The organism is Xanthomonas sp. MUS 060 (genome assembly GCF_000963215.1).
In the GTDB taxonomy this organism is placed as follows: domain Bacteria; phylum Pseudomonadota; class Gammaproteobacteria; order Xanthomonadales; family Xanthomonadaceae; genus Xanthomonas_A.
The window spans coordinates 182497-196072 of record NZ_JZIM01000005.1 but is presented as its reverse complement, the minus strand read 5'-3'; the positions used below and the strand labels follow the sequence as shown (position 1 = coordinate 196072).

Sequence of the window (13576 nt, the reverse complement as noted above, 5' to 3'; positions counted from 1 at the left end):
CGATCAACGGCTGCGAAGCGCGGCTAGCAGCGCTTCGATGGGATGGAAGCGCACGTCCAGCTCGGCGCGCAGGAGGCTGTGCAGGTCCTGGCGAAAGCGCTCCAGCCAGGCATCGTCGGGCGTTGCCGGGAGGGTGTGCGTGGGGGCGTCGGCGTCGTGCTGGAGCCCTGCTGCGCGCAGGCGCTGGAAATGCTGTTCCAGCACGGTGGGTATGGTCGCCAGCAAGGTTTGCTCGCGCGGACTCAGGGTCTGTTCCATGACCGCGTCCACTTCAGCCAGCCGTGCCATGTCTGCCGAGACCTGAGCGAGTGCGTCGCGTAGCAGCCCACGCAGTCGCCCGCTAGCGCTGAGAATCGCCCGTTGCAGCGACAGGTAGCGTTGCTGGAACGGGGCATAGTCGATCACCGCCATGGTGGCCATGGCGGTGTCGGTCTGCCGCGTGTTCTTCGGCTTGCCGGTTTCCTGGGCGAGGTCGCTGGCAATGGTCGCTTCCAATGTCGCGCGCGCGTGGCGGCATTGCGCTTGGAGCGCAGCGACGTCGGGCGTGTCGGCGGTGGTGGCGGTGGGTAATGTCCCGTCCAATGCCCTGGACACGGCGACCGCGCGGTTCCAGTCGATCCATTGGCCGAGCCGGTCGGCCAGCGGGGGGCTGGACGCTGGCAACTGCGCGTCACTGAAACGCGCGAGCTGGCGAATGAAGGCCGGACCCGGGACAGGCGACCGTGGGGAGTGTTTCTGCATGCGAGCGATCAAAACGTAGCATTTTACACGCCAATGAAAGACTCGCCCGGTGGCGTTGTCGCACCGGCTCAGAAATGGCGGTGGGCAGGATCCGCCGTTCATGCAGGCGGGTTGCGGGTGCGGTGGTGGTAAGGCCAACCAAATCGACTTGCCGAAACATCTCGGAAGTGACCGGATTGCGAGTGCAGTGTTGGTGCGAAGCGATGCTGTAGGAAAACTTCTGCCAAACGCTAGCCAGCTCACTGATGTCTATCGCTTAGCGCCTGCGTGATGCTGCGCATGCCGGACGCGGGGCTAAGGGCGTCTGAGCAGCGTTAATCCGTCACCTCGCTATCGCGATCACGCCCTGGGCAGTAGGCTGTTTTCTCCCTTCCCACAGGTGAAGCCATGGCTGTGCGACCTCCGTTTGCTACGCCGTTCCGTTCAGGGTTTTCCCTTCTGCTGATCGCCGTGCCGGCCATGCGGCTTGGCGAGCAATCTGGAATGGCCGCATGAAAGTACGATCTGCTCTGACGGCATTCCCCCTTTCTCCAAGGTTTAGGTAACGCGCGATGAGCCAGGACACCGACGATCACGACGATCACAGCGACAATCTCTATCGCCCGCGCAAACTCAAAGTGCGCGATCGGCTGCACGATCTTCAGCTCCTGCGCGATATGGCGATCATCAATGCGCGGGTGCGCGCCGAGCTTGGGCCACTGCCACCTGGCGGATTGCCGGTGGAACCCAAGCGCAAACCCGCGCGGCCACCGCACCTGCCTGACGCCGCATCCGCGCCCCATTCCCCCGAGGACGACCCGATGAAACTGCACCACCTTGCCGCCACCGCCATCATGCCGCTGGCCCTGACCGCGGCGATCACGCCCTGGGCAGTAGGCTGTTTTCTCCCTTCCCACAGGTGAAGCCATGGCTGTGCGACCTCCGTTTGCTACGCCGTTCCGTTCAGGGTTTTCCCTTCTGCTGATCGCCGTGCCGGCCATGCGGCTTGGCGAGCAATCTGGAATGGCCGCATGAAAGTACGATCTGCTCTGACGGCATTCCCCCTTTCTCCAAGGTTTAGGTAACGCGCGATGAGCCAGGACACCGACGATCACGACGATCACAGCGACAATCTCTATCGCCCGCGCAAACTCAAAGTGCGCGATCGGCTGCACGATCTTCAGCTCCTGCGCGATATGGCGATCATCAATGCGCGGGTGCGCGCCGAGCTTGGGCCACTGCCACCTGGCGGATTGCCGGTGGAACCCAAGCGCAAACCCGCGCGGCCACCGCACCTGCCTGACGCCGCATCCGCGCCCCATTCCCCCGAGGACGACCCGATGAAACTGCACCACCTTGCCGCCACCGCCATCATGCCGCTGGCCCTGACCGCGGCGGGTGGGTTGCTCCAAAGGCATCGATGTCGGCAATGACGGCGCTACCGGTCACCTCAATCCGCATCCGGTCAAACGCTACGAAGTGATTGCCACCTCCCATGCGCCGGGGCCGTGGGATTCGATTGAGGCGTACATCGGGTATGACGTCATCAATGAGAAATGCGTGCCGATGCTTCCGTTCGTTGGTGTACGGCAGAAGCCCAATACTCAGCTCGATGTTCCCATGACACAGGTGGACGATCACACGTGGAAGGGGTATTTCTACCGGGACGCCTTGCAGGACGAAGACTACTTCAAGCTTGGTGTATGCCACTGGGATGCGACCGGTGCTGGTATTTCGGCGATTGGTAAGGGGGTTAGATTCAACTGGGTTGGTATGTTGAAGGAACTCCTGCATGACAGTCCTGAGACGAGTTATTTTAAGAAGAGCGCATATGGGGATCAGCATCTCGTTGAATATGGCGCTCAAACCCTCGCGGGAGACGACGATGAGGCGCTTCAACATCCAGATGCTCACTTCCAAGTCACCATCGCTGTCAAGGAAGCCAAGCCATGAAGCCTACTGATCAAGCGCGTGCCGATGCGGCCATTGATTCTTATATAAACCGCTCTCAGAGCGAAGTCGGAAAGCCCCAGCCTGTATATCTAGATGATGCTAAATATATTGTCTTCGGCTACGCGAACGATCTTATAACCGGATTTCATGCCACGGCATATCAGACTCTGGAGAAGCCATATCGCATCATCATCGCCTACCGTGGCACCGACACGGATTTATTTACCGGCGAGACCAAGGCGGATCGATGTCGGCAATGACGGCGCTACCGGTCACCTCAATCCGCATCCGGTCAAACGCTACGAAGTGATTGCCACCTCCCATGCGCCGGGGCCGTGGGATTCGATTGAGGCGTACATCGGGTATGACGTCATCAATGAGAAATGCGTGCCGATGCTTCCGTTCGTTGGTGTACGGCAGAAGCCCAATACTCAGCTCGATGTTCCCATGACACAGGTGGACGATCACACGTGGAAGGGGTATTTCTACCGGGACGCCTTGCAGGACGAAGACTACTTCAAGCTTGGTGTATGCCACTGGGATGCGACCGGTGCTGGTATTTCGGCGATTGGTAAGGGGGTTAGATTCAACTGGGTTGGTATGTTGAAGGAACTCCTGCATGACAGTCCTGAGACGAGTTATTTTAAGAAGAGCGCATATGGGGATCAGCATCTCGTTGAATATGGCGCTCAAACCCTCGCGGGAGACGACGATGAGGCGCTTCAACATCCAGATGCTCACTTCCAAGTCACCATCGCTGTCAAGGAAGCCAAGCCATGAAGCCTACTGATCAAGCGCGTGCCGATGCGGCCATTGATTCTTATATAAACCGCTCTCAGAGCGAAGTCGGAAAGCCCCAGCCTGTATATCTAGATGATGCTAAATATATTGTCTTCGGCTACGCGAACGATCTTATAACCGGATTTCATGCCACGGCATATCAGACTCTGGAGAAGCCATATCGCATCATCATCGCCTACCGTGGCACCGACACGGATTTATTTACCGGCGAGACCAAGGCGGAAAAAGCAGGCCATGCGCTCACTACCCTCCAGGACATCGCCGTCGATGCCACGATGGTGCGCGACGCCGTCAATCCACAAAAGGCCGCCGCCGATGCGTTCACGGCAAAGATGCTCGCCAAGGCGGCCGCGCGAGGTATCCCCAAAGACCACGTGACCGTGNTCCGGTGAGTGCGGCCAGTCGGCATTACGGCACGGTGGCACGGCGGTGACCAATTACGTCCTGGCAGGTGATCCGGTGAGTGCGGCCAGTCGGCATTACGGCACGGTGGTGACTCTGGGGTGACTCTGGCGACGCCCCAGAGAATGTGCAAGCGCTCAAAGACGCGCACTACCTCGACGTCAGCCACGGCGCATCGTCACCCAATCCGCTGCGGGCGATGCGCATGGGCGATCACAGCGGTACACACTTCACTGGCCCGCAGAGCGTGCTGTCCCCGGAGAGGCTGGCGCAGCTCCAAGCCAACTACGCGCACAACAAGGCCGCTTTCGATCATTTCCGTCAGGATGTCCATCAGGACCGCGAGCTACTGAATATGGCCCTGAATCCTGGCGCGACTGCCGCCATGACGGCGAAGGCGGAAGCACTGGCGGTGCAGGTGCGTGCCGAACATGCCTACGATGCCGGTCGTCAAACCGTGGAGCGGGGCATCCATGCGGTGGAACACACCGCCGGGCAAGCCTACGACACGCTCACCCATCCTGAGCAGTGGTTCCAGCACAGCGGGCCGGCAGCGTCCATCCCTCCAACATCGACGCACGCGGACACGTCCTCCTCTTCATCTGCCTCTTCATCCTCATCCTCTGCCGCGTCCACGCCGTCCCAAGCCATGGATAAGCACACGCGCATGCAGGACGACCTCGTCGCTCAGCAGCACCAACAACGCATGCAACAGGCGCAGCAGCACGCGCCGCAACGGGCGCAAGCGCACACGCCGACACTTGCGCCAACGTTCAATCACACCACTCCAGCCACGGATGCGCATGGGCGATCACAGCGGTACACACTTCACTGGCCCGCAGAGCGTGCTGTCCCCGGAGAGGCTGGCGCAGCTCCAAGCCAACTACGCGCACAACAAGGCCGCTTTCGATCATTTCCGTCAGGATGTCCATCAGGACCGCGAGCTACTGAATATGGCCCTGAATCCTGGCGCGACTGCCGCCATGACGGCGAAGGCGGAAGCACTGGCGGTGCAGGTGCGTGCCGAACATGCCTACGATGCCGGTCGTCAAACCGTGGAGCGGGGCATCCATGCGGTGGAACACACCGCCGGGCAAGCCTACGACACGCTCACCCATCCTGAGCAGTGGTTCCAGCACAGCGGGCCGGCAGCGTCCATCCCTCCAACATCGACGCACGCGGACACGTCCTCCTCTTCATCTGCCTCTTCATCCTCATCCTCTGCCGCGTCCACGCCGTCCCAAGCCATGGATAAGCACACGCGCATGCAGGACGACCTCGTCGCTCAGCAGCACCAACAACGCATGCAACAGGCGCAGCAGCACGCGCCGCAACGGGCGCAAGCGCACACGCCGACACTTGCGCCAACGTTCAATCACACCACTCCAGCCACGGAAAAACCGGCCAGCGTGGACATGCAGGAGCAGGCGCGGACCGCGCAACTGCAACAGCAGGAACAGCAAGCGCAGGCAGCACGCGAGCAGCAATACCGCCTTGTGCAGCAACACGCACAATTGCATCGTCAGGCCATGGAGGCGCGGCCACGCGAACATGAGCATGAGCAGCGCCACAGCCAGGACACCCGCCCGCCCCAACACGAACAGCGCCAAGCGGTCGAGCCGATGTTGCACACTCCGGCGACGACGAAAGCCCCACACCTCGCGCTGACCAGCACACATCAGTTGGAAGCCGGCGACCGTGGTGCCGCCGTGCAAGTGATGCAACAACACTTGCAGACCCTCGGCGTTACCGACCGCGATGGCAACGCGATCCAGGACGACAAGCACTACGGCCCGCGCACCCAACAGGCGGTGGAGAACTTCCAGCGGTTGGCGGGTCGCGAGCCCACCGGCATCGCCGACCCTGGCACGCTCGAAGCACTGCAAACGCATGCCCAGTTCGCCGCGCGGCAGAAGACACAGGACCTCGGCACCGAAAACCGGCCAGCGTGGACATGCAGGAGCAGGCGCGGACCGCGCAACTGCAACAGCAGGAACAGCAAGCGCAGGCAGCACGCGAGCAGCAATACCGCCTTGTGCAGCAACACGCACAATTGCATCGTCAGGCCATGGAGGCGCGGCCACGCGAACATGAGCATGAGCAGCGCCACAGCCAGGACACCCGCCCGCCCCAACACGAACAGCGCCAAGCGGTCGAGCCGATGTTGCACACTCCGGCGACGACGAAAGCCCCACACCTCGCGCTGACCAGCACACATCAGTTGGAAGCCGGCGACCGTGGTGCCGCCGTGCAAGTGATGCAACAACACTTGCAGACCCTCGGCGTTACCGACCGCGATGGCAACGCGATCCAGGACGACAAGCACTACGGCCCGCGCACCCAACAGGCGGTGGAGAACTTCCAGCGGTTGGCGGGTCGCGAGCCCACCGGCATCGCCGACCCTGGCACGCTCGAAGCACTGCAAACGCATGCCCAGTTCGCCGCGCGGCAGAAGACACAGGACCTCGGCACCGACCGTCCGCCATTTGGCCGATCACGCCCAGCCTGCACTCTCCCACTCGACCGATGCCGTCGCCGAGCGTCCGGCCCAGCCTCGCCCCGACCTCGCCACTGCGCAGCAGCAGGCAGCATCAAAAGCGCCGATCACGCCCAGCCTGCACTCTCCCACTCGACCGATGCCGTCGCCGAGCGTCCGGCCCAGCCTCGCCCCGACCTCGCCACTGCGCAGCAGCAGGCAGCATCAAAAGCGCTAGCTGGAACCCTACAGCAGCCCCAATTCCCCGTTGCGCGCGCTCTACGCGCAGACCAAAGCCAACCTGGAACCCTACAGCAGCCCCAATTCCCCGTTGCGCGCGCTCTACGCGCAGACCAAAGCCAACCTGGAAAAGAAGGGCATCTCGATGTCCGAGGAACGCCTGCACCAGGTCGTCGGCGAGATGGCGCTCTACAAACAAAATGAGCCCAGGCGGGGATAATCATTTAGTCCCCAAGGGCGATACGCTCTATGTCTGCGATCTCAAGGTCCCCTACACGCACTTCATGGTGGATCTGCGCGAGCCGGCGCCGTCGGTGCAGTCCACGCTGCAGCAGGTGCAGAACCAGCAGCAGAGACAAGAAGCGGAGTTGACGGCCATGCGGCAGCAACAGCAGCAACATCAATACGAGCACCCGTATGTTCGATAGCCAGACCAATGGCAGGATCGCCACAGCACTCGATATACGCAGACAGTGATTTGTCGCAGGGCCCTGCGACCCAGACGCCGAACTATGTGGTGCAATCCCACGGACAGCTATGGGCGAGAGTCTTTGCATCGCAACTGACGCAAGCGCCGGACGTGGTCCAGGCCAGCCAGCAATTGCAGAGGGTGGATCAGCAGAGCCTGGCCGAGCAGGCCAGGCAGGCCCAGCGCGCCGCGCAGATGCAAGGGCGGGGGCTGCTCATGAAGCTGTAACCGGCAACCGAAGCTCCTCCCGCGCAGCGTTGCCTCGCGGGCATGCCGATGTACATGCATGGTCCTTCATAATGGGGGTTTTACGAAGGAGCCCGCGATGACGGACGCAACCCCATTTGATCTGCTCATCAGCGACTGCGATGGCGTACTCGTCGACAGCGAGGTGCTGGCCGACCGGGTGATGTTCGACACCCTGAGCGCGTATGTGCCTCGCGCCGAGTTGGAGCGCTTTCTCGACGGCAGCTTCGGCCAGACCACCGAGCAAATCGTGCAGCGCGTGCAGCGGCATTTTTCGCTCGACCTGCCTGCGGGGCTATATCTCCAGATTCGCCAGCGCTCCGAAGCGCTGATCGCCGCCGAGGTGCAGCCTATCGAAGGCGTGCGCGCGGCCTTATCGGCATTGCCGCTGCCATTGGCGGTGGCTTCCAACAGCCAGCGTGCGAGTGTGGTCGCGTCGGTGGAGCGCGCCGGGCTGAGCGAGCGGGTGGGGGGGCATCTCTTCAGTGCCGACATGGTGGAACGGCCCAAGCCTGCGCCGGACCTATACCTGCTGGCCGCACACACCCTCGGTGTGACTCCGGCGCGTTGTCTGGTGATCGAGGATAGTGTCACCGGCGCCACCGCCGCGCTGGCCGCCGGGATGACGGTGATCGGCTTCACCGGCGCCGCGCACATTCCCGCCGGTCATGCCGCGACACTACGTCAGCTCGGTGTCGTGGCGGTGATGGAGCACATGCGACAGTTGCCGCAGCTCTATGCCGATCTGTTGCGGCTTGCGGCAGTCTGATGCACCACGATGTGATTGCCGCGCGTGGCGCGATGGCGATGGCGCGACCGTCTCGCCCCTCCATGTGTCGAGGCTTCTACAGTTTGCCTTTCATCGCGCGGTAGTCGCGCGGGGTCATGCCGACGGTGGCCTTGAACTGGCGGGCGAAGGCGCTCTGATCGGCGAAGCCGCACAACTGGCCGATACTGGCGATGCTGTTGTCGCCGTGCAACAGTCGCATCGCCGCTTCGATGCGCATCTTGGTCAGCAGTTGTTGCGGGGTCAGTTGGAACACGCGGCGGAAGTGTCGCTCCAATTGCGCCACCGACAGTTCCGCCATGTCGGCGAGCATTTGCACGCGCAGGTTATCCCCGTAGTGCGCCTGCATGTGTTCCATGGCGCGGCTGATCCGTTCGTAGGCGGAGTGCCGGTTGTCCGGTTGGCCCAGGTCGCGGGAGATGCCGACCACGCCGATCACGTCTTCGTTCTCGCATAGCGGGCGTTTGAAGGTCAGGCACCAGCCAGGAGTGCGGTTGGGGAACAGGTGCACTTCCAGTTGGTTTTCGATCATCTCCCCGCACAGGACGCGTCGGTCCTGCATCAGGTAACTGCCGCCCAGCGGGAGCGGAAACAGTTCCGCGGCGGATTTGCCGATCAAGTCGCTGCGGTACTTCTTGCCCAGGCGCCGCACCAGGGTCAGGTTGACGTGGGTGTAGCGGCCGTTGCGGTCCTTGACGAAGAACACCACGTCCGGCAACGCGTCGAACAGTGTTTGCATTTCCAATGCTGAAATCAAAGTCTCCATGGGGCATCACCAGCGGTTGTGAGCGATTGCGCGGACATGCCGCAGCATGGCCTCGGGGTAGCGATGCTAGCCTAAGTTGGGATGATGAGCGCGTTTGCGTTGTGCGAATTTCCGCATTGACCATAGGCAAACGCTGCTAGCCGATTCTGGCCCCGAATGTGAGCATAAATCCATGTATACGCTCGATGTCATCGACTCGCACAGTGGCGGCGAACCGACCCGTGTCGTCGTCGCCGGCTTTCCCGATCTAGGCGCTGGCACGCTGGCGCAGCGACGTGGCGTGTTCCGCGACCGTTTCGACCGCTGGCGCAGTGCCATCGCCTGCGAGCCGCGTGGTTCGGACACGATGGTCGGCGCGCTGTTGCTGCCGCCGCTAGATCCTGCCGCCTGCGCGGCGGTGGTCTTCTTCAACAACGTCGGCTATCTCGGCATGTGCGGCCACGGCACCATCGGTTTGGTACGGACCTTGGCCGACCTGGGCCGGTTGGCGCCGGGCGCGCACCGCATCGAGACCCCGGTGGGGACGGTGGGGGTGGCCTTGCACGAGGATGGTCGGGTTTCGGTGGACAACGTGGAGAGCTACCGCTATGCCGCTGGCGTCCAAGTGCAGGTGCCGGAGTATGGTGCCGTGCGTGGGGATGTCGCCTGGGGTGGCAATTGGTTCTTCATCACCGAGCAGACACCGTGTGCGTTGGAGCTGCGCAACCAGCGTGCGTTGACCGCTTACACCGAAGCGATCCGGTTGGCGCTGGACACGGCGGGCATCCGTGGTGCCGAACAGGGCGAGATCGACCACATCGAGATCAATGGGCCAGCGCCGGACGCCAGCGCCGATGCGCGCAATTTCGTGCTGTGCCCCGGCTTGGCCTACGACCGCTCGCCATGCGGCACCGGCACCAGCGCCAAGCTGGCGTGCCTGGCGGCCGACGGCAAGCTGGCACCGGGCCAGGTTTGGCGCCAGCAGGGCATTCTGGGCAGCGTGTTCGAAGGCAGTTACACGGCTGGCGAGCGTGGCGTGCTGCCGCGCATCACTGGACAGGCTTACATCACCTCGCGGGCGCAGTTGTTGATCGAGCCGCAGGACCCATTCGCCTGGGGTATCGACGCCGGATGAGTGGTTTCGACCTGATCGTCGTCGGTGCCGGTATCGTCGGTGCGGCCTGCGCCGACGCGGCGGCGGCCGCCGGATTGCGGGTGGCGATCGTCGAGTCGGGCAGTATCGGTGGCGGTTCCACCGCTGCGGCGATGGGTCATCTGGTGGCGATGGACGATGATCCGGCGGAGCTGGCGCTGTCGGCGTATTCATTGCAGTTATGGGAAGAATTCGCGCCGCTGCCGGAGGCCGAATTCAGCCGTTGCGGCACGCTGTGGGTGGCGCGCGAGGCGCGCGAACTCGATGCGATTCCGGCCAAGATCCAACGTCTGGCCGCGGCCGGCGTACACGCCGAGGCGGTCGATGCGCAGCACCTTTACCAACTGGAGCCAGCGTTGGTGCCGGGTCTGGCGGGGGGCATGCGTGTGGCTGCCGAGGCCGTGGTGTATCCGCCGCGCATGGCGCGTTATTTGGTGGATCGTGCCTGCAGCGCGGGTGCGCAGCTGTATGCCGGACGCCGCGCGCTGGCCTTGGCCGACGTCGGGCTGCGCCTGGACGATGGCACCGCGCTGCACGGCCCCGTCTTGGTCGCCACCGGCTGCGCGCTGTCGGAACTGTTGCCGGAGTTGCCGATGCGTGCGCGCAAGGGGCAATTGGTCATCACGGATCGTTATCCAGGTTTCGTTGCGCACCAGTTGCTGGAATTGGGCTATGCCGATAGCGCGCACGGCAGTGACGGCAGCAGTGTGGCGTTCAACGTGCAGCCGCGCCCGACCGGGCAATTGCTGATCGGTTCCTCGCGTGAATTCGACGCGCGCGACCGCGCCGTGTCGATGCCGATGTTGCAACGCATGCTGGAGCGTGCGTTCGGATTTTTGCCTGGATTACGGCAATTGCAGGCGATCCGCGTGTGGACCGGATTGCGTCCGGCCACGCCGGATGGTCGCCCGTACTTGGGTGCCGTGCCGCAACGTCGCGATGTGTGGGTCGCGGCGGGGCACGAAGGGCTGGGCGTGACCACTGCGCTGGGCAGTGCGCGGCTGTTGCTGGACTTGCTGCTACAGCGGCGTCCGGCGCTGGATCCGGCGCCGTTCGCGCCAGCGCGGGCGCTGGCATGAGCGCGTCGATGCTGCGCCTGCAAGTCGATGGTCAGCCGGTAAACGTCGCTGACGGCAGTAGCGTGGCTGCCGCAGTGGCGCAGGTTGCCACGCATTTTCGTCGTTCGCGCAGCGGTCAGCCGCGCGCACCGCTGTGTGGCATGGGGATATGCGGCGAATGCCGGGTGCGTATCGACCGCGTCAGTCAGGTGCGCGCCTGTATCACTCCGGCGCGCGATGGCATGCAGGTGTGGACCGATGGCTGAGCCGCGCGCGCACTACGACGTGTTGGTCGCTGGCGCTGGTCCGGCTGGGTTGGCGGCGGCGCTGGCGGCAGCCAGCCATGGGCGTCGCGTGGCCTTGGTCGATCTGCAGGCGCGTGCCGGCGGACAGATCTGGCGCCACGACGTCACCCACGCGCCGCCACGTCTGGCCGCGCGCGCGCTGGCGCAGTTGGCGGCCAGTGCGGTCACGTTCTTGCCACAGAACCAACTGGTGATGACGCAGGGCCGGCAGGTGCTGCTCGACGGTCCGGAGGGGGCGCGCTGGTTGGGATACGACGCGCTGGTGCTCGCTACCGGCGCACGCGAATTGTTACTGCCGTTCCCCGGTTGGACCTTGCCCGGCGTCACCGGTGCGGGCGGCGCGCAGGCGCTGGCCAAGCAGGGCTGGCCGTTGGCCGGCCGTCGTGTCGTGGTTGCGGGGAGTGGACCGCTGTTGCTGGCCTCTGCGGCGACGCTGCGCCGCCATGGCGCGCAGTTGCTGGGCATTATCGAGCAGGCGCCGCTGCGCGCGTTGGCCGGTTTTGCCGCGCAATTGCCGCTGCGCTGGCCGGACAAGGCGTTGCAGGCACTGGCGCTACGCGCGCAGTTGGCAAGGGTCGGTTACCACGCCGGTAGCGTGGTGGTGGCCGCGCACGGCGAGGGCCGCGTGCAGTCGGTGGAGATCGAAGGACCGCGTGGTCGCCGCCAGATCGATTGCGATCATCTGGCCGTGGGCTATGGTCTGGTGCCCAACGTCGAATTGGCGCAACTGCTCGGTTGCCGTCTTGCACGCAGCGGCGCGCATCCGTGCGTGGCGGTGGATATGCAATTGCGCACCACGGTCGATGGCGTCTTCGCCGCCGGCGAAGCCCTGGGTATCGGCGGGCGCGACTGCGCACGCGTGGAGGGGGCAATCGCCGGACATATGGCGGCGGGTCAGCCCGCGGCGGCGCAGGCGTTGCAGCCGCGCCGCATGCGCGCGCGCGCGTTCGCCACGCTGCTGCAAAAACAGTTCGCGCTGGATCCGCGGATCCACGCGCTGGCCGCGCCGGATACCCTGGTGTGCCGCTGCGAGGACGTGCCGCTGTCGGCGCTGTGCGGTCATGCCGACCTGCGCGACGCCAAGCTGGTCTCGCGTTGCGGCATGGGTGCCTGTCAGGGGCGCATCTGCGGCAGTGCGCTGACCGAGCTGGGGCTGACGCCGCGTAGCGACGACTTCTCCGACGACGGCCGCCGGCCGCCGCTGTTTCCGGTGCGATTGGACGCGTTGGCCCATCCTGTGCCCGTGTCCGACCCCGTTTCCGCCGCGTGTTCGCACACGGCATCCTTTCGCAACTCTCCACAAGGTGTACCTCTATGAGCAAGGCTTCCTTCTGGCACGGCGTGCTGCCGGCCATCACCACCCCATTCAATGCCGATGGCAGCATCGACCATGCGTTCCTGGCCAAGCATGCGCAGGTGATGATCGACGCCGGTTGCAGCGCGATCGTGCCGCTCGGCTCGCTCGGCGAAGCGGCCACGCTGAGTTTCGACGACAAGCTGGCGATTTTGAAGACGCTGGTGCAAGCCGTGGCGGGGCGTATTCCGGTGGTGCCAGGCATCGCCGCGCTGTCCACCGATGAAGCGGTGCGTCTGGTGCAGGCGGCCAAGCAGCTCGGCTGCGGTGGCGTGATGGTGCTGCCGCCTTACGTGTACTCCACCGACTGGCGCGAAATGGGCGCGCACGTGCGTGCGGTGATCGCCGCGACCGACCTGCCGGTGATCCTGTACAACAATCCGGTGGCCTACAAGACCGATTTCACCGCGGCGCAGATCGCCGAGCTGGCCGCCGAGTTCCCGCATCTGGAAGCAGTGAAGGAGTCCTCCGGCGATGTGCGTCGTTTCGCCGCGTTGGGCGAATTGCTCGGCGACCGTCTGGTGCTGCTGGTGGGCATGGACGATGCCATCGTCGAAGGCGTGAGCATGGGCGCCAAGGGCTGGATCGCCGGCCTGGTCAACGCCTATCCGAAGGAATCGGTGAAGCTGTTCGAGCTGGCCCGCGACGGCGGCTACCCGGCGGCCAAGGCGCTGTACGATTGGTTCCTGCCGCTGCTACGCCTGGATACCGTGCCCAAGTTCGTGCAGTTGATCAAGCTAGTGCAACAGAAGGTCGGTCTCGGCAGCGAGCGCGTGCGTGCGCCGCGCCTGATCCTGGAAGGCGCTGAGCGCGAAGCGGCGCTGAAGGTGATCGATCACGCCATCGCCACCCACCCTGGAGACTGAG

Annotated in this window: 16 protein-coding genes and 2 pseudogenes; 13 read left to right on the top strand and 5 right to left on the bottom strand. The window is 64.1% G+C overall.

Annotated features, from left to right (window positions below; all coding sequences use genetic code 11):
- Nucleotides 1–3: 3 nt before the first annotated feature.
- Nucleotides 4–741, bottom strand: coding sequence for a DUF3348 domain-containing protein (locus XANALMUS060_RS08030; RefSeq protein ID WP_045737939.1), 738 nt, complete (start codon nt 739–741; stop codon nt 4–6).
- Between the two features lie 551 nt (nt 742–1292).
- Between XANALMUS060_RS08030 and XANALMUS060_RS23015 the strand changes: the two are divergent.
- From XANALMUS060_RS23015 to XANALMUS060_RS08010, 4 genes and pseudogenes are all read left to right on the top strand, one after another.
- Nucleotides 1293–1481: pseudogene (locus XANALMUS060_RS23015) on the top strand (hypothetical protein); the annotation flags it as partial.
- 330 nt (nt 1482–1811) lie between these two features.
- Nucleotides 1812–2673: pseudogene (locus XANALMUS060_RS23010) on the top strand (hypothetical protein).
- Nucleotides 2670–2933, top strand: a complete 264-nt coding sequence (locus XANALMUS060_RS20520; RefSeq protein ID WP_161795394.1) for a hypothetical protein — start codon at nt 2670–2672, stop codon at nt 2931–2933. Before XANALMUS060_RS23010 ends, XANALMUS060_RS20520 begins: the two are co-directional and overlap by 4 nt.
- A 46-nt stretch (nt 2934–2979) precedes the next feature.
- Nucleotides 2980–3453: a hypothetical protein gene (locus tag XANALMUS060_RS08010; protein WP_235430410.1), complete on the top strand. Its 474-nt coding sequence runs from the start codon at nt 2980–2982 to the stop codon at nt 3451–3453.
- Nucleotides 3454–4492: 1039 nt separating this feature from the next.
- On the opposite strand, the gene XANALMUS060_RS19740 is transcribed toward XANALMUS060_RS08010, so the two are convergent.
- From XANALMUS060_RS19740 to XANALMUS060_RS21905, 3 genes are all read right to left on the bottom strand, one after another.
- On the bottom strand, nt 4493–4681 hold the full coding sequence (locus XANALMUS060_RS19740) for a hypothetical protein (protein ID WP_052688123.1): 189 nt from the start codon (nt 4679–4681) through the stop codon (nt 4493–4495).
- A 409-nt stretch (nt 4682–5090) separates the two neighbouring features.
- Complete coding sequence (locus tag XANALMUS060_RS21910; RefSeq protein WP_235430409.1) at nt 5091–5768, bottom strand: hypothetical protein; 678 nt, start codon at nt 5766–5768, stop codon at nt 5091–5093.
- Nucleotides 5663–6307, bottom strand: coding sequence for a hypothetical protein (locus XANALMUS060_RS21905; protein ID WP_045737935.1), 645 nt, complete (start codon nt 6305–6307; stop codon nt 5663–5665). The genes XANALMUS060_RS21910 and XANALMUS060_RS21905 overlap by 106 nt, the downstream gene beginning before the upstream one ends.
- A gap of 313 nt (nt 6308–6620) precedes the next feature.
- Here XANALMUS060_RS21905 and XANALMUS060_RS21900 point away from each other — a divergent pair, with 313 nt between their 5' ends.
- The 4 genes from XANALMUS060_RS21900 to XANALMUS060_RS07975 all read left to right on the top strand — a co-directional run bounded on the left by XANALMUS060_RS21900 (nt 6621) and on the right by XANALMUS060_RS07975 (nt 8076).
- Nucleotides 6621–6812, top strand: a complete 192-nt coding sequence (locus XANALMUS060_RS21900; RefSeq protein WP_045737934.1) for a hypothetical protein — start codon at nt 6621–6623, stop codon at nt 6810–6812.
- The gene (locus XANALMUS060_RS07985) at nt 6793–7020 is read left to right on the top strand and encodes a hypothetical protein (protein WP_045737933.1); all 228 of its coding nucleotides are present in this window, start codon (nt 6793–6795) and stop codon (nt 7018–7020) included. Before XANALMUS060_RS21900 ends, XANALMUS060_RS07985 begins: the two co-directional genes overlap by 20 nt.
- An 89-nt stretch (nt 7021–7109) precedes the next feature.
- Nucleotides 7110–7289: a hypothetical protein gene (locus tag XANALMUS060_RS07980; RefSeq protein ID WP_235430408.1), complete on the top strand. Its 180-nt coding sequence runs from the start codon at nt 7110–7112 to the stop codon at nt 7287–7289.
- A 97-nt stretch (nt 7290–7386) separates the two neighbouring features.
- Nucleotides 7387–8076 (top strand): HAD family hydrolase, encoded by a 690-nt coding sequence (locus XANALMUS060_RS07975; RefSeq protein WP_045737931.1) that lies wholly within the window; start codon nt 7387–7389, stop codon nt 8074–8076.
- Between the two features lie 76 nt (nt 8077–8152).
- Here the strand turns inward: XANALMUS060_RS07975 and XANALMUS060_RS07970 are convergent, their stop codons facing one another.
- Nucleotides 8153–8860: an AraC family transcriptional regulator gene (locus tag XANALMUS060_RS07970; RefSeq protein WP_045737930.1), complete on the bottom strand. Its 708-nt coding sequence runs from the start codon at nt 8858–8860 to the stop codon at nt 8153–8155.
- A gap of 172 nt (nt 8861–9032) precedes the next feature.
- On the opposite strand from XANALMUS060_RS07970, the gene XANALMUS060_RS07965 reads away from it, so the two are divergent.
- Genes XANALMUS060_RS07965 through XANALMUS060_RS07945 form a run of 5 tightly spaced genes read left to right on the top strand, consistent with a single transcriptional unit; the run spans nt 9033 to nt 13575 of the window.
- On the top strand, nt 9033–9974 hold the full coding sequence (locus XANALMUS060_RS07965; RefSeq protein WP_045737929.1) for a 4-hydroxyproline epimerase: 942 nt from the start codon (nt 9033–9035) through the stop codon (nt 9972–9974).
- Complete coding sequence (locus XANALMUS060_RS07960; RefSeq protein WP_045737928.1) at nt 9971–11071, top strand: FAD-dependent oxidoreductase; 1101 nt, start codon at nt 9971–9973, stop codon at nt 11069–11071. The genes XANALMUS060_RS07965 and XANALMUS060_RS07960 overlap by 4 nt, the downstream gene beginning before the upstream one ends.
- Complete coding sequence (locus tag XANALMUS060_RS07955; RefSeq protein WP_045727851.1) at nt 11068–11316, top strand: 2Fe-2S iron-sulfur cluster-binding protein; 249 nt, start codon at nt 11068–11070, stop codon at nt 11314–11316. The genes XANALMUS060_RS07960 and XANALMUS060_RS07955 overlap by 4 nt, the downstream gene beginning before the upstream one ends.
- The gene (locus tag XANALMUS060_RS07950; protein ID WP_045737927.1) at nt 11309–12673 is read left to right on the top strand and encodes an FAD/NAD(P)-binding oxidoreductase; all 1365 of its coding nucleotides are present in this window, start codon (nt 11309–11311) and stop codon (nt 12671–12673) included. The genes XANALMUS060_RS07955 and XANALMUS060_RS07950 overlap by 8 nt, the downstream gene beginning before the upstream one ends.
- A complete protein-coding gene (locus XANALMUS060_RS07945) occupies nt 12670–13575 on the top strand; it encodes a dihydrodipicolinate synthase family protein (protein WP_045737926.1) in 906 nt (301 codons plus the stop codon). Before XANALMUS060_RS07950 ends, XANALMUS060_RS07945 begins: the two co-directional genes overlap by 4 nt.
- The last annotated feature ends 1 nt before the right edge of the window (nt 13576 follow it).